The 22,280-nt window shown below is 28.8% G+C and carries 18 protein-coding genes and 3 pseudogenes; 7 read left to right on the plus strand and 14 right to left on the minus strand.

Translation table 11 applies throughout. The annotated features are described in order from the left end of the window. Positions 1–11 precede the first annotated feature (11 nt). The gene (locus L8Y18_RS05700) at positions 12–752 is read right to left on the minus strand and encodes a carbonic anhydrase family protein (protein ID WP_263676435.1); all 741 of its coding nucleotides are present in this window, start codon (positions 750–752) and stop codon (positions 12–14) included. Between the two features lie 117 nt (positions 753–869). Here L8Y18_RS05700 and L8Y18_RS05705 point away from each other — a divergent pair, with 117 nt between their 5' ends. Beyond that, positions 870–1,253, plus strand: a complete 384-nt coding sequence (locus L8Y18_RS05705) for a GNAT family N-acetyltransferase (RefSeq protein ID WP_263676437.1) — start codon at positions 870–872, stop codon at positions 1,251–1,253. Here the strand turns inward: L8Y18_RS05705 and L8Y18_RS05710 are convergent, their stop codons facing one another. The 9 genes from L8Y18_RS05710 to L8Y18_RS05750 all read right to left on the minus strand — a co-directional run bounded on the left by L8Y18_RS05710 (position 1,254) and on the right by L8Y18_RS05750 (position 7,560). Further along, positions 1,254–1,883 carry a protein-L-isoaspartate(D-aspartate) O-methyltransferase gene (locus L8Y18_RS05710; protein ID WP_133319188.1) on the minus strand — a complete coding sequence of 210 codons (630 nt, stop codon included), beginning with the start codon at positions 1,881–1,883 and terminating at the stop codon, positions 1,254–1,256. Between the two features lie 90 nt (positions 1,884–1,973). Then, the gene (locus L8Y18_RS05715) at positions 1,974–3,491 is read right to left on the minus strand and encodes a disulfide bond formation protein B (RefSeq protein ID WP_263664900.1); all 1,518 of its coding nucleotides are present in this window, start codon (positions 3,489–3,491) and stop codon (positions 1,974–1,976) included. A gap of 10 nt (positions 3,492–3,501) precedes the next feature. Beyond that, a complete protein-coding gene (locus L8Y18_RS05720; protein WP_133319023.1) occupies positions 3,502–3,669 on the minus strand; it encodes a dihydroneopterin aldolase in 168 nt (55 codons plus the stop codon). Between the two features lie 124 nt (positions 3,670–3,793). Next, entirely contained in the window at positions 3,794–4,816 is a 1,023-nt protein-coding gene (locus tag L8Y18_RS05725) for a ribonucleotide-diphosphate reductase subunit beta (protein ID WP_133319022.1), read from the minus strand. Further along, positions 4,813–5,229: an RDD family protein gene (locus L8Y18_RS05730; protein WP_133319021.1), complete on the minus strand. Its 417-nt coding sequence runs from the start codon at positions 5,227–5,229 to the stop codon at positions 4,813–4,815. Before L8Y18_RS05730 ends, L8Y18_RS05725 begins: the two co-directional genes overlap by 4 nt. Further along, on the minus strand, positions 5,229–5,837 hold the full coding sequence (gene pyrE / locus L8Y18_RS05735; protein WP_133319020.1) for an orotate phosphoribosyltransferase: 609 nt from the start codon (positions 5,835–5,837) through the stop codon (positions 5,229–5,231). Before pyrE ends, L8Y18_RS05730 begins: the two co-directional genes overlap by 1 nt. Before the next feature lie 2 nt (positions 5,838–5,839). After that, positions 5,840–6,397, minus strand: a complete 558-nt coding sequence (gene frr, locus L8Y18_RS05740) for a ribosome recycling factor (protein ID WP_039668941.1) — start codon at positions 6,395–6,397, stop codon at positions 5,840–5,842. 14 nt (positions 6,398–6,411) lie between these two features. Next, positions 6,412–6,756, minus strand: coding sequence for a preprotein translocase subunit SecG (gene secG, locus L8Y18_RS05745; protein ID WP_263676439.1), 345 nt, complete (start codon positions 6,754–6,756; stop codon positions 6,412–6,414). A gap of 102 nt (positions 6,757–6,858) precedes the next feature. Further along, positions 6,859–7,560: a Bax inhibitor-1/YccA family protein gene (locus L8Y18_RS05750; protein WP_133319018.1), complete on the minus strand. Its 702-nt coding sequence runs from the start codon at positions 7,558–7,560 to the stop codon at positions 6,859–6,861. 160 nt (positions 7,561–7,720) lie between these two features. On the opposite strand from L8Y18_RS05750, the gene L8Y18_RS05755 reads away from it, so the two are divergent. Both L8Y18_RS05755 and L8Y18_RS05760 read left to right on the plus strand, forming a co-directional pair. Next, a complete protein-coding gene (locus tag L8Y18_RS05755) occupies positions 7,721–8,359 on the plus strand; it encodes a carbonic anhydrase (RefSeq protein WP_133319017.1) in 639 nt (212 codons plus the stop codon). After that, entirely contained in the window at positions 8,356–10,227 is a 1,872-nt protein-coding gene (locus L8Y18_RS05760; RefSeq protein WP_133319016.1) for a mechanosensitive ion channel family protein, read from the plus strand. Before L8Y18_RS05755 ends, L8Y18_RS05760 begins: the two co-directional genes overlap by 4 nt. Here L8Y18_RS05760 and L8Y18_RS05765 read toward each other — a convergent pair. Beyond that, entirely contained in the window at positions 10,224–10,538 is a 315-nt protein-coding gene (locus tag L8Y18_RS05765; RefSeq protein ID WP_220567077.1) for a hypothetical protein, read from the minus strand. The two genes, L8Y18_RS05760 and L8Y18_RS05765, sit on opposite strands and share 4 nt — an antisense overlap. A gap of 31 nt (positions 10,539–10,569) precedes the next feature. Then, complete coding sequence (locus tag L8Y18_RS05770; RefSeq protein WP_263676440.1) at positions 10,570–10,932, minus strand: hypothetical protein; 363 nt, start codon at positions 10,930–10,932, stop codon at positions 10,570–10,572. Between the two features lie 100 nt (positions 10,933–11,032). Here L8Y18_RS05770 and L8Y18_RS05775 point away from each other — a divergent pair, with 100 nt between their 5' ends. Both L8Y18_RS05775 and pbpC read left to right on the plus strand, forming a co-directional pair. Then, complete coding sequence (locus L8Y18_RS05775; RefSeq protein WP_263676442.1) at positions 11,033–16,318, plus strand: alpha-2-macroglobulin family protein; 5,286 nt, start codon at positions 11,033–11,035, stop codon at positions 16,316–16,318. After that, positions 16,315–18,519 carry a penicillin-binding protein 1C gene (gene pbpC / locus L8Y18_RS05780; protein WP_263676443.1) on the plus strand — a complete coding sequence of 735 codons (2,205 nt, stop codon included), beginning with the start codon at positions 16,315–16,317 and terminating at the stop codon, positions 18,517–18,519. Before L8Y18_RS05775 ends, pbpC begins: the two co-directional genes overlap by 4 nt. A 16-nt stretch (positions 18,520–18,535) precedes the next feature. On the opposite strand, the pseudogene L8Y18_RS08750 reads toward pbpC, so the two are convergent. Next, a pseudogene (locus L8Y18_RS08750) lies at positions 18,536–18,756 on the minus strand (hypothetical protein); the annotation flags it as partial. 372 nt (positions 18,757–19,128) lie between these two features. Between L8Y18_RS08750 and L8Y18_RS08755 the strand changes: the two are divergent. Beyond that, positions 19,129–19,752 (plus strand): annotated as a pseudogene (locus L8Y18_RS08755) (hypothetical protein); the annotation flags it as partial. Between the two features lie 1,077 nt (positions 19,753–20,829). Further along, positions 20,830–21,210: pseudogene (locus tag L8Y18_RS08760) on the plus strand (methyl-accepting chemotaxis protein); the annotation flags it as partial. Between the two features lie 25 nt (positions 21,211–21,235). On the opposite strand, the gene L8Y18_RS05795 reads toward L8Y18_RS08760, so the two are convergent. Further along, positions 21,236–22,219, minus strand: a complete 984-nt coding sequence (locus L8Y18_RS05795; RefSeq protein ID WP_263676446.1) for an argininosuccinate synthase — start codon at positions 22,217–22,219, stop codon at positions 21,236–21,238. Positions 22,220–22,280 lie beyond the last annotated feature (61 nt).

Below are 22,280 nucleotides of genomic sequence, written 5' to 3' on the forward strand. Positions count from 1 at the left end.
GCAAGCTATGCTTAATCATTTTGTTCTAAATTATTAATTTCTTGTATTTTCAAATTCTCATTTTTTCCCATTAAATTTTGTATGATTTGAATTTGCTCTTTAGAGGCATAGCTCATATCTTTTAAAACTATCCAAGTGATTTTTTGACTACAAGGCTTGTTGAGTTTGTTTTTAAAGATGTAAAAAGATTGAAGATTATTTGGTAATAACTCATTAGCGCTTAAGCTTTGAACATAAAGCTTATCGCCTTCTTTTTTAGGAAAAGCACGGATGGTTTTTTTAATAAAAGGATTTTCCGCGCCTTCTTGTAAAAACAGCACAACCACTACTATATCGCCTTTTTGCCTTACATGACTAAAATGAATTTCTAAAGGATAAGATTTTTTATCAATAGAAATTTTTGATGGGCTATGAAAGTGAAAATGCGATAAATTATAAGCTGTATTATCTAGCACGATATGGCTTCCATTGCTTGCAAAATGCATTTTTATAGTATAACCATCATTTATTAAGCCAAAAGAATCATTTGAGTAGTTAAATTCTAAAGAGTGATTTTTATTTGTAACCTTTTTACTGTTTATATTGATAAAATCTTGATTTAATCCACTTTCACAGTAAATCCAGTTTTTATCTAAATTTTTCCATTTGTCTTTGTCTATGAAATTTCCATGTGAGGCATTTTGAGGCATTTGCTCATAGGCAAAAAGCATGCTAGTAGTAAATAAGCCAAAAAGTATTTTTTTAAAACTCATAATATTCCTTTTTTAGCATAATTATAAAAAAATAAATCCTACAAGAAGCTTATGTTTAAAAATAATTATATTAAAATTAAATATTTTAAAGAAATTACAGATAATATTAAGGATAAATTGATCGATATATGGGAGGATAGTGTGAAACATTCCCATGATTTTTTATCTGATTTTGATAGAGAAAAGATTAAAAATGATCTTTTAAATTCTCAAGTATTCTTTAGTTTAAATTATTTGATTTGTTATGATAAAGACAAAATGATTGGATTTTTAGCATTTGTGGATGATAAAATTGAAATGTTGTTTTTAAGTTCAAAATATTTTAACAAAGGTATAGACACTACTTTAATATCTAAAGCCATAAATGATTATCATTTGAAATATGTTGAAGTAAATAAAGATAATTATAAGGCATATAAATTTTATCAGAAAAATGGTTTTTTACAAGAGAGTGAATATAAAGATGAATATGGTTTTATTGTTTTAAAAATGAAATTTTAACTATTCTTTGCCATCTTTGATAGGTACAAAAAGGCATTCATCTAAAACTTCTTTGCTAATCTCACCATCTTTTTTGGTAAATTTAGTGATGAATTGTTGATTTCCTATGAGTAAAGGAGCTACTAAAATTCCATTGTTTTCAAGTTGATCAAATAATACATTTGGAATATGCTCTATATAAGCTGAGAGTAAAATTCTATCATAAGGTGCATAATTTTTCCAACCATTTTGTCCATCATCAAATTTTACATGAATATTAGCATAGTTTAGTTTTTTAAATTTTTCTATAGCACTAATTGCAAGTTTTTCGATGCGTTCTATGGTAAAAACTCTTCTAATAAGCTTACTTAAAATCGCAGCTTGATACCCGCTACCACAACCTATTTCTAAAACACTATCAGCTTCTTTAAAATCAAGCGCCATAGTCATTTTGGCCACAGTTAAAGGTGAGCTTATCCATTGATTACCCATTAAAGGAAGTGCATCAAGTCTATAAGCATGCATTTTTAAAGGTGAAAAAATTTCTCTTGGAGTAGAACAAAAAGCTTCAAATAATTCTTCATTAATGAAAGTGTTTTTGCGAATTTCTTCTGCCATAGTTTGACATTGTTTTTGTTCAAATATATGAATCAATAAGCACTCCTTGATAAAAAGTGTTATTTTATCTTAAATTTTATTTATCTAGCTTTAAAATCCTTAAGGCGTAAAAACGCCTTAAGATTAATCAAGTGTATAAAGGATATTTGATCCATCTTGATAAGATAAGATGTGCATTTTACCATCTTTGAAGAATAAGCTTCTTGCGTTAGTTATATTTTCTGGATACGAAATAGTTTTTACAACTTCTTCTTTGTCTAGATCAATTACAGCAATAACATTATGCTTTTTACTTAATGCATAAATTTTACCATTTTTAAAAGCCATTGAAGTTATATAAAGATCGCCCAAAGTTTTTCCTTCTTTTAACTCAGCTTTAGGAGTAAATTCAGCTGAAAGAACTCTATCTGCTAAAGAAATTTTAGAAATTACAAAAGTTTTAGCATCCTTATTGTTTGGAACGGTAGCAAGATACATGTATTTTCCATCAGTAGTTGTGCTTAAAACATGATGGAATTTAGCTCTAACTGTGTCAATTCTACCACGACCAAGGTTTTCACCTTGTCCCTCAAAATTATTTGCCCCTCTAATAAAATCAGCATATTGTAAAGCTTCATCTGCATTAGGATTTTGAGCAAATCTTAAGAAAGATTTATTAGAACCCATTAAGATGTATTTGTTATCTAAATAAGGGATAATTCCTACGATAGGGTTGATTGTAGCTGAAAAATATGGATCTAATAGAAAATCTGTTTTAGTGCTAAAATTATCATCTAGGAAAAATACTTCCCATTTTGAACTTGCGACATATTCTCCATTGATATAATCAAGTGTATTGATAGCTTTAGGAAAATCAATTTTTGTTTCATTTGCGATTTTTAGATTATCATCGATATTTGTAAATGGAGCATTACTGATATTATTATCAAATTCAATACCTAGTTTTTCATTAGCAGGAGCAAAAGCAAAATCAGGTTCTTTAACATCGCGTTTTCCTAAGAAAGAAATGCTTTTCCAACTTTTATTCCAGCCTGAATCATCCCAAATAATATATTTTGGATTTAAACTAAAACGAACTGGATCACCTTGTCCGCTATATGGGATAGGACCAGTGCTTACGAAAGCTTGGAAGACATTTGAAGCTACGATAAAAGCAACAATAACCATAGCAGCTAGGTTAAATTTAGTTAATTTTCTAAAACTAACTCCTTCCATTTCTTTTTCAAAGGAGCCAAATTTTGGAGCAAAAGCAAAAATTACACCAAGTAATAAAACTACAGCCCAAAATACTACTTCAGCCCAAAAATAAGTATGCAAACCAAAAATAGGCAAACCAAAACCTTGATCAAGATCACGATGCGCATGTCCGCTTATATGATTAAATGATTGCCATAAACCAAATGCAGTTGCAATTAAAAGAAAAGCTAAGAACTTACCTTTCATACCATAACGCACGATAAATAAAGCTGCAACACCAATGAAAATCATTGATTCTCTTTGGCCCCAACAAGAAGTACAAGGGCTATCACCTAGCATATAACCAAAAATCAAATTTGCAATTCCAACAGGCATTAAAATGATTAAAAAACCTGCCAAGCACATTAAAAAATAAAAAAATTTAGTTTTGTTAATATCACACATATTTGCCACCTTATAGATTCATTAGGCCTAAGATTGCGCCTGATTTGCGACCTAAATAGTCAAATACCATAATAGCCCATGAAATTACAAGTATAGAAAAAGCTAGTTTTTCTTTTTCAGGCTTAATTATCATGAGAACTATGGCAATAAAGACTAGCAAAAGTTCTAAAAACTCCATAATTACCCCTTTATTAATAAAATAAAATGGCGGATTTTACAATAGTGAAATAAATAAAAATAAAATATTAAATAAAAAGAGAATTTTAGTTTAAAAAAATGTAAAATATGGGTAGTTTTGTGACTTAAAAGTCATCAAAACTCAAACTCCCTTTAGAATAGTTTGTAACCTTGCTTTCAAAGAAATTGCTTTTTTGATCATTAAATTTAGAAAAATCATCCACCCATTTAATAGGATGTTTTGCATTATAAATTTTATCAAGATTAATAGCTATTAGTCTTTGATCAACAAGATAGTGAATGTACTCTTCTATAATATCGTCTGTAAAACCCATGATTTGATTTTGAGTGATGTATTTACCCCATTTGATCTCAAGTTCACCTGCTTTTTTAAACATATCATAAATTTTGTTTATATTGATATCATTAAACAAATCAGGTCTTTCTTTACGCACAGAATTAATCATATTTTGAAATAATAATAAATGAGTAATTTCATCTCTTTGTATAAAGCGTATCATTTGTGCTGAACCTAGCATTTTTCCTGCACGCGCTAAAGCATAAATAGCAGTAAAACCACTATAAAAATACACTCCTTCTAGAATTTGATTTGCTACCATTGCAAGTAAAAGTTTATTATCATCTACTTCGCCAGCTAATTCTTCATAAATACTCGAAATGAAATCATTTTTTTCTCTTAAAGTCTCATCGTGTTTTTCCATTTCATAAATTAAGTCTGTATTTTCACAGATTGCTTCAACCATCACTGCATAAGATTTTGAGTGATTTGCTTCTTCATAAGCTTGTCTTGCTAAAACCGCATTGATTTCAGGTGCTGTGATATAAGGGTTGATATTATCAGCAAGATTGTTTGTTTGAAAACTATCCATTGAGATAAGTTGAGACCAAACTAGATCATACATTCTTTTTTCTGCTACGGTTAGATTGCAACGATAATCTAGTGCATCTTTTGTTGTATCTACTTCTTTTGGAAACCAAGTATTTGCTTCCATTAAATCCCAAAGTTTTAAAGCCCATGTGTATTTTGCTTTAGTAAAATTTAAAATACCATGTGGGTTGCCGTTAAATACTTTTCTATCATTTAAAGTTTCATTTGATTTTGGATTATAAATTCTTTTTCTATTCATTTTTCCACCTTTGTTACAATAGCGCTTTGGCTTAAAATATCATGCAAGGCTAAGGTATCCTTTCTTAAAAAGCTTACCAAAAAGCCAATCAACAAGCCAAAGCTTATAATGAAAATTACATAGCGTAGGATTATTCTAAAAAAATTAAGTTTGTGTCCATTTTTAATATCAATCAAGTATAAATCATAAGCTTTAAGTCCAGGACTTTGAGCTTTTTTTACTAAAAATAATGCTTGTAAAAATCCAAAAAGCAATGGGCACAAAAAAATTATAAGTTGATTGTTTAAAAAAGCTTCTTTAGAGCCAAGAGTAAAATAAAACAAATACAAAATGGGCACATAAAGCAAAAATAGATCAATCAAAAAGGCTTTAAATCTTAAAAAGCGAGTGGCTATTTTTGCTTTAGTTTTCATTAGTTACCACGACTACCAGGTTTGATAGCTTTAGTGCCTTTTTCACAAAGTGGGCAAGTATTTGCATCATAAATATCAAATTCAAAATTTCCTAGTGCAAAAAGTGGTAAATTTTGTGGTAATTTTGCATTTTCTTTTCTTGGATTGTTTAAATTTTTTACAGCACAAAAACCACGATTTGCTAAAGCTGCAAAACCTACTACCTCTCCACCTAAATTCTCGATGATTTTTGCACTCTCAAGTGCTGAGCCACCTGTTGTAATAATATCTTCACAAACGATAAATTTTTCACCTTTTTTTACTTCAAAACCGCGTCTAAGACTCATCACTCCTTCTACGCGTTCAGTAAAAATAAAGCGTTTGTTGCAAGCTCTAGCAAGTTCATAACCTGCTAAAATTCCACCCAAGGCAGGCGAGCAAATACTATCAAATTCAATATTAAAACTGGCAATAACTTTCGCAAGCTCATCACAAAGCTCACCTGCTAGTTTTGGATTTTCTAAAACTTTAGCACTTTGAAGGTAAAACTCAGAGTGTTTCCCTGAGCTAAGTAAAAAATGTCCTTGTAGGTATGCTCCACAATCTTTATAAATTTGTTCTAAGTTCATTTTTAAACCTTTAAAAGTTCCGCTTCTTTGTTTTTAACTAACTCATCTACTTTTGCTGTATAATTATCGGTTTGTTTTTGTACTTCATCATAAGCTTTTTTAGCTTCATCTTCTGAGATTGCTTTATCTTTTTCTAGTTTTTTTACCGCATCATTTGCATCTTTTCTAATATTTCTAATAGCAACTTTAGCCTTTTCACCCATAGCTTTAGCATTTTTAGCATTTTCTTCTCTTTGTTCTCTTGTCATAGGAGGAAAAAATAATTTAACACTTTCGCCATCATTGTTCGGATTTACTCCAATGTTTGCCGCAGCTATGGCACTTTCTATGGCTTTTAGCATTGATTTTTCCCAAGGAGTAATGCTAATAGTTGAAGCATCAGTTGCTAAAACTGTTGCTACTTGATTTAATGGAGTTGCACTACCATAATAATCTACATGAATATGATCAAGTATATTTATATTTACTTTGCCAGTTCTTATGGTAGTAAAATCTTTTTTTAAGGCCTCTAAGCTTTTGTCTGATTGTTGTTTTTGCTTGGTATAAATTTCATTTAGCATGGTATTTCCTTTTTTTATTTGCTAGTATTACTTTCGCTAATTGGAGCACTTGGTGCAACTGGAATGCTAGTTGTGTTTGTTTCAGGTGCCTTTGGTAAAATTTGTTCTGCTTTTTCAGCAAGTGAGTTAGAATTAGCATTATTATACATATAACTTAGAGCAATTGTATTAGCGATAAGTAAAACACCCATCACAAAAGTAAATTTAGCTAAAAACCCTGCAGGACCCTTTGCTCCAAACAAGCTTTCATTACTTCCGCTATATGCTCCAAGTCCTATGTTTGAGCTTTTTTGTAATAAAACAGCAATACAAATAATCACAACAATTGCAAATTGCAAAATAATTAAAAGAGTAGTCATGAATTTTCCTTATTGAAAATAAAATGAGTATTTTAACTTAAAAAGTTTGATAAAAACTTGAAAGAGGTAAAGAAAATTTGCGAGAATTTTTCTCGCAAATTTTTATCTGCTATTAAAGCTTCTTAAAATATTAAGAAGAGAGATGAAAAGATTGATAAAATCAAGATAAAGTGCAACTGCACCTTCGATTGGTGTTTCATAATTTCCTCTAATGATGTTTTGAGTATCATAAAGAATGTAAAAAGAAAATAAAATTGCACCAATACCAGAAATTGCTAAGCTTAAAAGTGAACTTTGAAAAAAGATATTAATTAAAGAAGCTACTACGATAACAATTAAAGCTATAAAAAGCATTTTTCCCATCATAGTAAAATCTTTTTTTGTATTCATAGCAAAAACGCTTAAAGCACCAAAAGCCACTGTTGTTAAAGCAAAAGCTTGAGCGATAATGCTAGCTCCTGCAGGAAGTGCTAAAACAGAATATAAAAGTGGTGTTAAAGTAAGTCCTGAAACAAAAGTAAAGGCAAAAAGTAAAACTAAATTAAGCGGAGCTTCTCTTTTTTTCCATTGTAATGCAAATAACAAGCCAATTTCTACGATAAATAAAATCCAAAAAGTTGCTTGAGATTGTGCAAATAAATGTGCTAAGGCAAAAATTCCTATGTAAGCACCTGCTGTTGCAGCTAATAATGAAGCAGCAAAAAGCTGATAAGTTTGTTTTATAAAAATGCTCAAATCACTTCTAGCATAACCTTCAAATTCTTGAGTTTTAGAGTTAGAATAATCTCTATCATAAAGACTCATTAAAATCCTCCAATAATTTTTAAAAATTAAAATTTACAAAAAAAAGATAAATAAAAGATTAAAATTGTATAAAAATATAACAAAAAATAAATTTATAGATTTGTTTTAAGTAAAAATAATTTAGTATAATGCTTTATTAAAATGCAAAAAAGGACTTTTTTTGAAAGACTTGATCGAGGGTGCTTTAAAATTTATGCAAGAAGATTTTAAAGAGCATGCAGAACTTTTTGAAAGTTTAAAAAATAAACAAAATCCCCACACACTTTTTATAGGATGTGCTGATTCAAGAGTTATACCAAATTTAATTACTAATACAGGTCCAGGAGAGCTTTTTGTTGTAAGAAATATAGGCAATATAGTTCCACCTTATAGAGTAGGAGATGATTTTTTGGCAACTACTTCAGCTATTGAGTATGCTTTTAGTTCTTTACATATAAAAAATATCATAGTTTGCGGACATAGTAATTGTGGTGGCTGTGCGGCTTTATATGCAAATGAAAATGAGCTAAAGAGTATGCCGAATGTGAGAAAATGGCTTACCTTGCTCGAGCCTATTAAAAATAAGGTTTTAAAAGTTGCAGGCAGTGATTTAGCCATGCGATCTTGGATGACTGAAAAAATGAACTTGGTTAATTCTTTGCAAAATTTATTAACCTATCCAGGTATAGAAGAAGCTTTAAATAAAAAAGAAATAGAACTTCATGCTTGGTATTACATCATAGAAACGGGTGAAATTTATGAGTATGATTTTAATTTTGAAAATTTTGTTTTAATACAAGAGAGGGTGAAAAAAGTATGAAAAAGATTGTTAATATTATTTTATTATTTTTATTTATTAGCACTTTGAATGCACAGGAAAAAAATGCTTTAGAAGATAAGAACAGTATTTTTGCTTTGGTACAAGATTATATAGAGCTTAATTTACTTTTGGAAAGTTTTAAAACCGGTGATACAAATAGCACCGAATTTCAAGATAATATCAAAGAAATAGAAAAACAAAAAACAGCTCTTTTGACTACTTTACCTTTAAAAATGGTATCTCAAAAGATTGATGATAAAGAAGCAAAAGATTTTTTAAAAACTAAGAATGCTTTACAAAAAAGTGTTGAAAATGCTCAAGCTAAAAAAAGATATTATGATTATGTGGATAATAAAATCAAACTTTTAAATTTAACCTCTGCAGAACATTTTTATCTTTGTATATTTGAATTAGAAAAAGTTTTTATAGAAGGTGCTCAAAGTCAAAAAATAAAAAAAATTATTGATGAAAGCATTGACTCATTAAAAGAAGATATAGTTTTTAATTTTGCTTTAGATAAAGAGAAAATTAATGATATTACTCAACTTAGAACTTTAGAGCTTAGTGAAAATAATTTAAGAAATACCATCAAGTCATATAATGAAATTTTGGTATATCTAAGAAATAATGCAAATTTGCTTGAAACTAATTTTTTATTTACGGGCTTGGGCTTGCAAAATGCCATTAATTATATTAATAAACAAACCTCTATTAGTAGTGTAAATGTTGGAAAAATAGTTATTTCTATTATTGTCATTGTTTTGTTTTATTCTTTGAAATTTTATCTTGCAAAAATTTTGTATTTTGTATTGATACATTTATTTGGAAAAAATTCAGAAAATGTAGAAATAAAAACTCACTTTTTAGAAAAGCTCCAAGGACCAGTGGGTTGGTTTTTGTTTGCTTATGCTATTGGAATTTGTTTTACTATTTTTTACTATCCTGCACCTGTAGATATAAGAATTAGTAATATTTTATCAATTGTTTATGTTATTTTAACTGCTTGGCTTGTGATAAATATTTTTGATAGTTATGGTATGGTAATTGTGGCAAAGCTTGCTGAAAAAAGTGGCAAACGCGAAGTGGTTAATTTAATTATTAAAATTTTATATTTTATTATTATAGTAATAGCTGTTTTATTTGTTTTATCACATTTAGGATTTAATATTTCAGCATTGATTGCATCTTTAGGTATTGGTGGTTTGGCTGTGGCATTGGCAGCTAAGGATATTATTGCAAATTTCTTTGCTTCTGTGCTTTTGCTTTTTGATAACAGCTTTAATCAAGGCGATTGGGTTGAAATTTCAGGTATAGAAGGAACTATAGTAGAAATTGGGCTTAGAAAAACTACTATTAGAACTTTTGATAATTCTTTGGTATTTTTACCAAATTCAACTATTATGGGAACTAATATAAAAAATTGGAGTAAAAGAAAAATAGGACGCCATGTAAAATTATTTATAGGTGTAACTTATGATGCAAGACCTGAACAACTTGAGCAATGTGTAGAAGATATAAGATATTTATTAGCTACTAGTCCTTTGATAGCTCAAGTTGATGATAGTGCGCTAAATCATGGTGGAACCCGCGCTAGATATAGACAAAATTTAGTTTCAGTGAATGATTTAGAAGGATATAAAAATAATACTTATGTGGCTGTGAGTGGCTTTAGCGCAAGTTCTATTGATATAGAAGTATATTTTTATACTAAAGCAGTTGATGCTGCAGGTTTTAGAGAAGCAAGACAAAGTATTTTACTTGAATTAATGAAGATTGTCGAAAGAAATAAACTAAGTTTTGCATTTCCTTCACAAAGTCTTTATATAGAAAAAATCAATAAAGACGATAAAGAAGAGTTATTATCTTAATAAGCTCTTCTTTGATCATCACACTCTACTATAATTTTTTCAGCAATGATAATGCTTCCATTTTTACTGCCTTTAACTTTAACAAGACTTCCTTTTTTTAGATCTTGCACATTGGCTTGTTTTTTATTGCTACCAAAAATTCCGCAGTTATAAATATCTATATGTGTTTGGGGTAAAATGGTAATAATTAAGTTATTATCAAAACTTGTTTGAATACTTATTGTATGTGTAGTAGTGTTTTTTAAAATACCTTGAATTTTATAAGCAAATGCAAAAGTGCTAATGCAAATTAATACAAGAAAAAAACGCATCAAAATAACTCCTTTTTAGGAGTTATTTTGCTTAATAAGCTCTTTTTTTGCATTCTATTTTAATTTCTTTAGCGGTTATATTTTGAACTTGATTTGGCGTTTGTGGATTTGGTGTTGTTTGAGTATAGCCATGGAAAACTTCAGCTTCTATAAAAGTTCCTACTTTTAAATCTCTAAAAGTGCCATATTTATCCATACCAAAAATACCACAATCATCCATGTCAATTTCTGTATTTGGTAGAATTTTTATATTCGTTTTTTCTCCATAGGTGGTATCGATTAAAATAGTTTTTGCACCATCATTTACATCTACTATAACACCATAAATTCCATCTGCATAAGCAAGACTTGAAAGACTTAAAGTTGTTAATAATGCAGCGATTTTCTTTTTCATTTTTTCTCCTTTATTTTTATGTAAGAATTATATAATTTTTTGAGTGAAGCAAGAGTGAATTTAGATATAATTTGAAAAATTTACCAAAAAGAGGATACCCATGAAAGGATTTTTACATTATTTTTTTATTTTTTTGCTTGCAAGCTTGTTGTTTGCATGTTCTAAAAATGAAGATAAGAATTCTATTATAAGATCTTATGGTTTTAATGAAAATACGCATAGTATTTTTATAGAATTTAATACCAATATCATTACAGAAAACATAGGTGTTGTAAAAGAAAGAGAAATTGTTATTAATAATCAAAAAATAAAAGCAAAGTATGAACTTGAAACTTCCACAAGATTAAACATATACACTTCTTTAAAAGCAAATCAAAATTATGATATTTTTATAGACTTAAATGATATTGTAGCTGATGAAAAAGTACAATTAAAAGTAAAAACTCCTTTTGAAAAACTAGATGTCAAAGGATATTTTCAAAATATATCAAATGATGAGAGTGTGTTGATTTTAAATGTTCAAAGTTTTTATGCTTTTGATAAAGATGAGTTGTTAAAAGCTGTAAAAATTAATGCACAAGAAAAAGAAATTCAAATAGATAGAATTATCATCCAAGATGATATAGCAAGTGTGTATTCTAAGCCATTAAAAATTAAAAATACAAACACTAATATAAAAGTAGTTTTTGATAAAGAAATTTTAGGTTTAGAGAAAAATATAGATTTAGAATATATTTTACTTGCAAAGAACGAATTTGTATTTCAAAATGCAAATATAATCAATAAAAACATAGAATTACTTTTTTCTCAAAGTATTTCGCAAGATCAAAATTTAAAAGAGTTGATTTTTATTACACCCAAAGTAGATTTTAAAGCATTGGTATTTGGGAATAAAATCAAGCTCATAGGAAATTTTACTCCAAATAAAACTTATGAAATTCAACTTGCTCAAGGGATTAAAAGCGCTGATGGAATTAGTACAAAAGAAAGCTATAAAACTCAAGTAAGTTTAAAAGACTATGAGCCTGCTATAAGTTTTACAAATCAAGGGGTATTTTTATCTAGCAAAGCGAGTAAAAAAATAGCTTTTAAAAGTTTAAATATTAAAAAGATCCATTTAGAAGTTCATCAGGTATTTTCAAATAATTTAAGTGAATATTTAAGATATAAAAATCTTCAAGGTGCTAAAAATTTAAGTGATTATGATAGTGATATTTTTTCAGAGAGTGATTATACTAGTGAAGTAGTATTAAAAAAAGACTTTGATATTAAAAATGTTAAAAATCAATGGCAAGAAAATGAGATAGCTTTAGATGGTTTAAAAGATTTAAGTGGTGTGTTTATAGTTAAGCTTTATTTTAAAGAAGAAGATATTGATTATGTTTTTGATGAGGGTATGGAGAGTTGGAAAAAGCAAAGATTTTTTGATCAAAAAGCAAAGATTAGTAAAAATTTGATTTTTTCAGATATAGCTTTAATTGCTCAAAATTTAAATAAAAAACTTTTTGTCGATGTAAGAGATTTTACCACGCAAAAGGCTTTAGGTGGGGTTAGGGTTGATATAATTAGCAAAAGCAATCAAATTTTAGCTTCTAAGACAAGCGATGATAATGGTTTGGCTGTTTTTGATGATATTGATGAGTCAAGAGCTTTATTTATCATTGCTTCAAAAGATAAGCAAGCTTCTATTTTACGCTTAAGTTCGCCTTTATTATATGATGGTTTTGATGTAGATGGTTTAGAGCAAAATTCTCAAAACAAAGTGTTTATTTACACAGAAAGAGGGGTTTATAGACCAGGTGATGATATACATTTAACTATGGTTGCAAGAAATGATAAAGGAGCTGTTAATCACCCTATATTTTTGAGTTTTTTTGATCCACGCAATAAAAAGTTTTTAGATAAAATTAAACTTGATCCTTTGAGTAATGGAACTTTTTATAAAAAGATTTCACTTAATCAACAAGCTTTAAGCGGAGTGTATTTAGCTAGAGTAGAATTTGCAAATGCTATTTTTGATAAAGAAATTTTAGTGCAAAATATAGTGCCAAATCGTATAAAAGTATCTATACAAGCTCCAAAAAGTATAAAAGAAAATGAAAAATTAGATTTTAATATTAGCTCAAAATATCTTTTTGGAACACCAGCAAGTAATTTGCAATATCAAGCTGATTTATTTGTAAGTAAAAAAGAATATAAAAATTCAAAATATCCAGAATATATTTTTTCAAATCCTAGTGTTTTAGTGCAAAAATATCAAGATAATTTAAAAGGCATTTTAGATGAAAGTGGCTTTGTAAAGCAAGAATTTGCTTTAAAAGATTTTTTTAAAAATACTCCATATAATCTTGAAGCTAACATAAGGGCTAGGGTTTTTGAAAAAGGTTCAAGATCGGTTGAAGCGCTTGTGAATTCACAAGTGATATTACATGAGTATTTTGTGGGTATTAAGCGTTTAAAAAATCACTATTTAAGCTCGGGTTCTACAATTAATTTTGAAGCTATTGTGAGTGATTTAGATGAGAATTTGATAGCAAATAGGGAGATTAAATATACTATTTATGCAAATGATTATTCTTGGTGGTGGGATTATGATAATTATGATGATTTTTTAAAATCACTCAAAAAAGATAAAAACACACAAATCATTACCCAAGGAACTATTTTAAGTAAGGATAAACCGGTTAAAATAGAATTTGATCCCAAAGAATACCATGGTGAAATGTTTATAGAGCTTGAAGATACACAAAGTAAAACAAGCGCAGGAGAGTTTTTTTATATTAGTAGTTTTGGTGCGCCAAGTAATGCTGATATAGTGAGTTCTTTAAAAATAAAAAGCGATAAAAAAGAATACAAACCAAACGAAACAGCTTTTATTGAATTTGAAAGTGTTAAGGGTGCAAAAGCCATCGTTACTTTAAATGATAATGTAAAGGTTTTAAAACGCTTTGTGATAGATACGCATGAAGATATTACAAAGGTTGAAATTCCTATTCTTAAAGAATATAAGCCAAATGTGTATGTGAGTGTGATTTTGCTTCAAGATTATAATCAATACACTAACGATAGAGCCTTAAGACTTTTTGGTGTAGTGCCTTTGAATGTAGTAGATGAACAAAGTAAAATCGAGCTTGATTTAAAAGTACCGGATAAAATCATGCCAAAACAAGATTTTGAAGTAGAAATTCAAAGTAAAAACAAGCAAAGTTATACTTATACCATAGCTATTGTAGATGAGGGTTTGCTTGATGTGAATGCTTTTAAAACTCCAGATATTTGGGGATATTTTTATCAAAAAATTCGCTTTAACATGAGCATATATGATACCTATGATAAAATCATTGCTAAAAATATTTCTAATGCTTCCAAGGTATTAACTACAGGCGGTGATGTTTTCTTAGAAAGTAGGGCAAATAAAAGTAAAAACGATGAAAAAGCAAGACGATTTAAACCTGTTGTGTTGTTTCAAGAGCCAGTACAAAGTGATGAAAATGGTTATGCAAAATTAAAATTTAATATGCCTTCGTATCTAGGTTCGGTTAGAGTTATGGTAGTGGCGAACAACTTAGCAGGTTTTGGCAGTGCTTCTAAAGATATCCAAGTTAGCGCACCTGCTGTAATGCTTGAAACTTTGCCAAGGGTTTTAAGACTTGATGATGAGTTTAAGCTTTTGGTGCAGGTATTTAAAGTAGATGATGATGTAAAAAATGCAAAACTTAAACTAAAAACAAAAAATTCACTCATAAATTTTGAAAAAGATGAAATTTTAATTGATTTTGGTAATGAAAAAACAAAAGATATTTATATTAACACAAGAGTAAATTCAAGCAAGCTTGGGGTGGAAGAAATAGAGTTAAGTTTAAATGCAAAAGATTACACCTATACTCAAAATACTCAAATTGACATAAAAGCACTAAATACGATTACTTATGAGGGAAAATCTTTTAAAATTCCTGCAAATACTTCTATGGAGTTTAAAATCACACAAGATTATATCAACCCAGTGGCGTTTTTAAGTGTGAGTTCTAAGCCTATTTTAAATATAAATCATAGATTAAAATACTTGCAAAATTATCCTTATGGATGTATAGAGCAAAGTACTTCAGCAGTTTTACCGCAACTCTTTTTGCAAAAACTTGATCAAGGAGCAAATGAACAAAAAAATATTAACAATATCAATGCATTGTTAAGCAAATACGCAAATTTTCAAACTGCCAATGGTGGTTTTGCTTATTGGCAAGGACTTAAAGATTCTGATGCTTGGGGAAGTAATTATGCGGGTATGTTTATGATTTTAGCCAAAGAAAGAGGCTATTATGTGAGCGAGGGAATGTTTAAAGCATGGCTTGATTATCAAAAACACTATGTTTTAAAAGCTCAAACAAATAAAGAAATTAGAATAAATTCTTTATATCTTTTAGCTTTAGCCAAAGAGCCAAATTTAAGCATAATGAATGCTATTTATGAAGATAGTACTTATTTGCAAAGCTTAAACAATGTAAGTCTTTGGCAACTTAGTACAGCTTATAAATTAGCAGGTTTTGATGAGGTAGCTTTAAATATAGCTAAAAATTTAAGCACAAAGCCTGATGAAAAAGCTAATTATACTCATACTTATGGATCTTTTCTAAGAGATGAAGCTATTATTGCAAATGCGTATAAAATAATCTATGGCAAAAATAATGATGAATTATTGGATGATATTAAAAAAACTTTAGAAAGCCAAGCTTGGCTTAGCACTCAAAGCACAGGCTATGCTTTATATGCTTTGGCAAATAGCTTTAGTGATGAAAATCCTAAAACTATCAATGCAAGTGTAAAAATTAATGGTGAGAGTAAAAAGCTCAATGCAAGTTTTTCTAAATTTGAGTTTAATCAAGGCAGCGCTTTGATAGAAGCTAAAGAAGATACTTATGTGCATTTTGGAGTAGAGGGAATTAAAAAAGGCATTGTCGAACCTTTTGCGCAGCGTATGTATATAGAAAGAAGTTTTTATGATGAAAATGGAAATGAAATAGATGAAAGTGCTATAAAAAGCTCTCAAATTTTTTATATGAAATTAAAAATATCAAATAAAAATTATCCGGGCACTTCTAATATAGCTTTAACTCAAATTTTACCAAGTGGATGGGAGATAGTGCATGATCTTTTAGATGATGAAACTCCTGATTTTGTGAAAAATTCTTATTATGATTTTGTAGATATAAGAGATGATAAAATCATGTATTTCTTTCCTTTATACTCTGATGAGTCAAGAGAATTTTTTGTGAAATTAAGTGCTGTTACTCCAGGTGTTTATACTTTGAGTGGAGCTTATGCTGAAGCAATGTATGATAATGCTTATAGAGCTTTAAGTGAGAGTAAAAGAGTCAAAGTAGTGCAGTGAAAATCAAAATAAGCCTTGCAATATGCTTTTTAAGTCTATGTTTTTACATAGGCTTAATTTATTTTAGCTTTGATAGTAAGGATTTATTTAAATGCACTTATAGTAAGGTTTTGTTTGATAAAAATAAAGAAATTCTTAGTGTATTTTTAGATTCTAACGAACAATGGCATTTAGAGAGTGGGTTTATACCGCAAAAATTAAAAAGTGCAGTTCTTTTATATGAAGATAAAAATTTTTATTCTCATTATGGAGTAGATTTTTTAGCGATTATAAGGGCTTTTAAAAATAATATTTTTTCAAGTAAAAGAAGTGGCGCAAGTACAATTTCTATGCAAACAATCAAACTTCTAGAGCAAAACAAACGCACATATTTTAATAAATTTAATGAAATCATCAAAGCTTTTGCTTTAGAAAACGCTTATGATAAGGAAGAAATTTTAAGACTTTATTTAAATAATGCTCCTTATGGAGGAAATTTAGTAGGTGTTGCAAGTGCGGGTTTATTTTATTTTGAAAAAGATTTAAAAGATCTTACTTGGAGTGAAGCAGCCTTGCTTGCTGTGCTTCCTAATAATCCAGGTTTAATTAATCTTGAAAAAAACAAAGATAGACTTTTAAAAAAACGCAATGCTTTGCTTGATAGGCTTTTTGAAAAGGGATATTTTTCTAAAGATATTTTAACTCTTGCAAAGGCTGAAAAACTTCCTAGCTTTAAAACAAGGAAAAACTTAGCTCCACATTTAGCGCGTAGGCTTTTAGCGGATAAAGAAAAAATCGTTTCTAGTATAGATAAAAAAATTCAAATTAAATTTGAAGAAAAAGCTAAAGAATATTCTTATAAACTACAACAAAAAGGCATAAAAAATCTAGCTATATTGTTAGCAGATACCAAAACAAATAAAGTTTTAGCTTATGTAGGCTCTAATGATTTTTATGATTTTGCAAGTTTTGGTCAAGTTGATGGGGTGATAGCAAAGCGTAGTGTGGGTTCAACCTTAAAACCTTTGCTTTTTGCTTTTGCCATAGATGAGGGACTTATAGTGCCTGAATCTTTAATGCTTGATGTACCTACATTTTTTTCTAACTTTGCTCCACAAAATGCAAATAAAAAATACCATGGTTTTATTAGCGCAAAAGAATCTTTGCAAAAATCACTTAATGTTCCTTTTGTAAGCTTACTTGCAGAATATGGGTATGAGAAGTTTTTTTATAAGCTCAAAGATATTTTAGATTTTGAAGATGAAAATTTTAAAAAATACGGACTTTCTTTGATTTTGGGCACAAAAGAATTTAGTTTAGAAGATATGGTAAAAATCTATCTAGGACTTGGAAATTATGGAAATTTTAAAGAGCTTTTATATGAAGAAAATGCATTTACTAAAGAAAATAAAAAGCTTATTAGTGATGGAGCAAGCTTTTTAACCTTACAAACCTTAAAGGATTTAGATAGAGCAGGTTTAAGACAATATGATTTTAATACTATTATTTCTTGGAAAACAGGCACAAGTTATGGTAGAAAAGATGCCTGGGCTATAGGAACTTCTCCAAAATACACTTTAGGAGTGTGGGTTGGAAATTTTAATGGCGAGGCAAATGCAAATTTATATGGTGTAAACATAGCAGGGGAATTGTTTTTTGAACTTTTAGCCTTACTTGAGAGAGTTAATTTAGAATTTGAAAAACCTAATGATTTAGTTTCTATCAAAATTGAAAATCAAACAGGATATAGATATGATTATAAATTTGACTTTAAAGAAGTGCTTTACCCGCAAAGTGCAAATGTCTTAAGAACTTCACCATTTTTAAAAGAAGTTTTTATGTATAAAAATAAAGAAGTTGATTCTTTAGATGAAAATTTCATCCATGCAAAGAAAAAGATTATATTAAATTTACCTTCCAATGCACAAGCATTTTTTGCAAAAGAAAAGCAAAATTTACAAAGCTCTAATCAAAATTTAAAAATCATATATCCACTAAATAATCTTAATATCATTTTGCCAAAAGATTTAAAAAGTAAGCAAAAATTGTTAATTAAACTTATAAACCCTAAAAAAGAAAAACTTTTTTGGTATTTAAATCAAGAATTGATTTTTGAAGGAAAAGAAGAAAGTTTATCTTTAGATTTAAAAAAAGGTAAATATGTTATTAATGTTATTAGTGAAAATGGTTCTAATGATTTTATAAAATTTAATATATTTTAATATTATAAAAATATTTTTAAACTTTAATATCTATAATTTTTGGAGTGATATTTTGAGAAAGAAATTGATTAAATTCTCCCACATCGTCATTAAATTTCATACCAAAAAGAATTTCTAATTCTTCTCTTGTACTAAATTTATTTTTTAAAAGTTTTTTATAAGTTCATTTTTTGCATTATCATCTTTGTAGGTTTCTTTATTTTTACTTTCACCTTGTATAGGTTTGAAAGATTTTTCTTTGTCTTTTTCTAAAGTTTCCTGAGGTTCATTAATCTTTTTACTAAAATCAACAAAGTATGTATTTTGAAGCTCAAGGTATTTTTCTTTAAACTCATCTATGCTTTTGCTTGTGTGAAAAATTTTAACATAAGCTTCATCATAATCTATTCCATTTACGCTCAGCCAACGAGGTGATTTGGTATTTTCATTCATCCATTTAAATAAATCTTCAACTTCTTTTCTTTGTAAAAACTACTCAATTCTTTAGCTTTAACTTGATAATTTTTATTGTTTATAAAATATTTAATATTTTAATAAATTTTAATTTTTATTTAATGAAAAGTTTTTATAATTATAAAAATTTATAATTTATTAACTAAAGGAGAAAAAATGCGTAATTGGAGTCTTGGTGCTAAAATAGTTGCAATAGCTATTATAACGGTTGTTTTAATCTTAAGTATTTTATCTTTTTTGATTATAAACAGATCCACAGCTATTTTAAATACACAAATAGAAAATACACTCACAGCTTCTGTGCATCGTTATGGAAATCAAGCTGAAGCGAGTATTAGGTCTTTATTCGTCAGTACTATTGGTACACAAAGAACTTTAAACAATCTTATTTCAGAAGGTGCTATAAACCCAAAAAGGATAGAAAATATCCTCGGAGAAGCCATTGATGCAAATGGAGATATAGCTTATGGTTATTATTATTTAAAAGACGGAACTGCATATAAAAATTTGGGTGTTGATGTAAAATATTTTTCAAATAATAATGAATTTATGGTGTTAATGAGAGATGTAGATATTAACAATGCTGGCGGTATGCAAACTTTAGCAGCAAGTGAAGAGATTGCTAAAACTAATGCTATAAAAAATTTGATGGGGGGGGGTAAGTTATATTTTGGAGAACCAAGATGGTATAACATACATGGAAATAAATTTCTAGGTGTTCATGTAGCCGCACCTATTGCAGATAAAAAAGGAAAGGCTATAGGTGTTGTTGGTATGCTTTTTGATCTTAAACCTACGGCTGATTTTTTAAATGATTCTTCAAGATCTATTTATCAAGGAGCAAGAAGGATTTTAATAGCAAGTAATGGTGTTATAGCTACGCATCCAAATGCTGAATTTGTTACAAAAAAGATTACAGAGGTTAATAAAAATACAGCTCATATAATAGAAGCACAAAAAACTATCCATGCAGGAGCTATTGATTATAAAGCAGATGATGGTAGTGAATATCATGGTGCTATAAGAGTATTTGAAATATGGCCAAATACGGGAATTTATTGGGCTATGTTGGCTATTGTCCCAAATGAATCTGTATATGCTTCTATTGTGGATTTAAGAAATATTATTTTGATTAATTCTATTATAGCGATAATTGTTATAGTAGTTGTGATTGGTACTTCAGTAAAAAGAATAGTTTCTATAAGAGTACAAAGACTTCAAGATCATTTAATGAAATTTTTTAGATACTTAAATCATGAGCTTCCAACCGTTGAGGTTTTAATTCCTAGATATAATGATGAACTTGGAAAAATGGCATTAATGATTAATGATAATGTTCAATATATACATACTTGTTTAGAAAAAGATGACATAACTGTGCAAAATATCTTAGAAGTATCTTGTGATATAGAAAAAGGACATTTTACTCAAAGAATAAAAGCAAATCCTGTTAATCCAAAACTTGCGGAATTAAAAGAAGTATTAAATAAAATGCTTGATGATATGCAAATGAAAATTGGTAAAGATTTAAATGAAATAGAAAGAGTTTTTAAAAGTTTTAAAAATCTTGATTTTTCAGATAAACTTGAGTATGCTGATGGTGAGATAGAAAAATCGCTTAATGCAGTCGGAGAAGAAATAAGAAAAATGCTTCAAGCTTCATTAAAACAAGGGGAAATGCTTCAAACTAAAGCTGATGCTTTAAAAGAGAGTGTTTTAAAGCTTAATGATGGCGCGCAAAAACAAGCTGATTCTTTACAAGAAAGCGCAGCTGCTGTTGAAGAAATGAGTGCTTCTATGAACGCAGTAGCAGCAAGAACTGAAGAGGTTATTAAACAAAGTAGCGATATTAAAGATGTAACTGATGTTATTAGAGATATTGCTGATCAAATTAACCTACTTGCATTAAATGCTGCTATTGAAGCAGCTCGTGCAGGAGAACATGGTCGTGGCTTTGCTGTTGTTGCTGATGAAGTTAGAAACTTAGCAGAAAGAACTCAAAAGTCTTTAGGTGAGATTGAAGCTAATACTAATATCTTAGTTCAATCTATTAATGAAATGGGTGAGAGTATTAAAGAACAAGCTTTAGGAATTTCACAAATTAATCAATCTGTTTCAGTAATAGATGGTTTAACTAAAGAAAACTCACAAATTGCACATGCAACTAATTCTGTAGCAAATGAAGTTGATTCTATGTCGGCTGATATTGTAGCAGAAGTTAGAAGAAAGAAATTCTAAAAAAACTACCCTTTTTAAGGGTAGTTTAATTTATAAAATACTCTTGAATTTTATTTTTATCTTCAAAAGCCATACTTTGGAAAATTTTATCTTTAAAACCTATTTTGTATTTTGTATTATTTTGAGTTTTAGCATAAGTTAGTGCTATGCTTAGAGCAAGTTCAAGATCTTGCGGATTGATATTTTCATCTACCAAAGAATAAGCACCGATTAAATCAAAGAGTTTTAATTCTTCATATTTTTGAGTTTTTAATTCTTTTAAAAATTGATTTTCTAGCTCATTTCTACCTACTATCATTTTAGAGCCATTTGGAAGTCTTAAGTGGCGTCCATATTTTAAAAGTTGTGCATCATTAACTTGCATATTTTTATCAAATTTAATAAAATCTTTGATTTTATTTGAAAAACTCTCAAGTGTGAGCAAACATCCACCACCTGGACTTTCAAAATCTTCAAAACCAAATTTGGCAGCTAATTCAAGTTGTCTTTTTCTGCTTCTTCCGCTTATGTTTTCTAACTTTTCTCTATCAACCCAACCCTCACGCTCAGGTTTAGTTAAAGGTAAATTTTTAGCGCACATTGGACGCAAGATTAAATCTTCTTCATCAAGTGCTAATTTTTTTACCTTAGCCATAGCATCATTTCTTTGACTCATAGGGCGTTGACCAACTACTTCTCCTGTGATGATAAAACTTGCATTTTCATCTTTTAACATAGAAAGAGCGGTTTTAAACATAAAAGCATGACAATCTATACAAGGGTTAAAATGTTTTCCATAACCATATTGAGGATTAAATAAAACTTCTTGCAAATAAGCATTTCTTACATCTATCATTTCAAAACTAGCCCCTGCCATAGTAGCGCGTTTTGCCATGAGTTCGCTTTTATCGCTTGTGCCACCAAAGCCTATATTGATATTTAAAGCTTTTACCTCTATGCCTTGAGAGCTTATAAGCTTTATAGCAAGCATAGAATCAAGGCCACCACTAAAAAGTGCTAATGCTTTCATTTTTTCCTTTCGAAATTTTTGGCATATTGTAGTGAATATTTTTTAATTTTTATGTAAGTTT

The organism is Campylobacter sp. CNRCH_2007_0968H (assembly GCF_025773245.1).
In the GTDB taxonomy this organism is placed as follows: domain Bacteria; phylum Campylobacterota; class Campylobacteria; order Campylobacterales; family Campylobacteraceae; genus Campylobacter_D; species Campylobacter_D lari_D.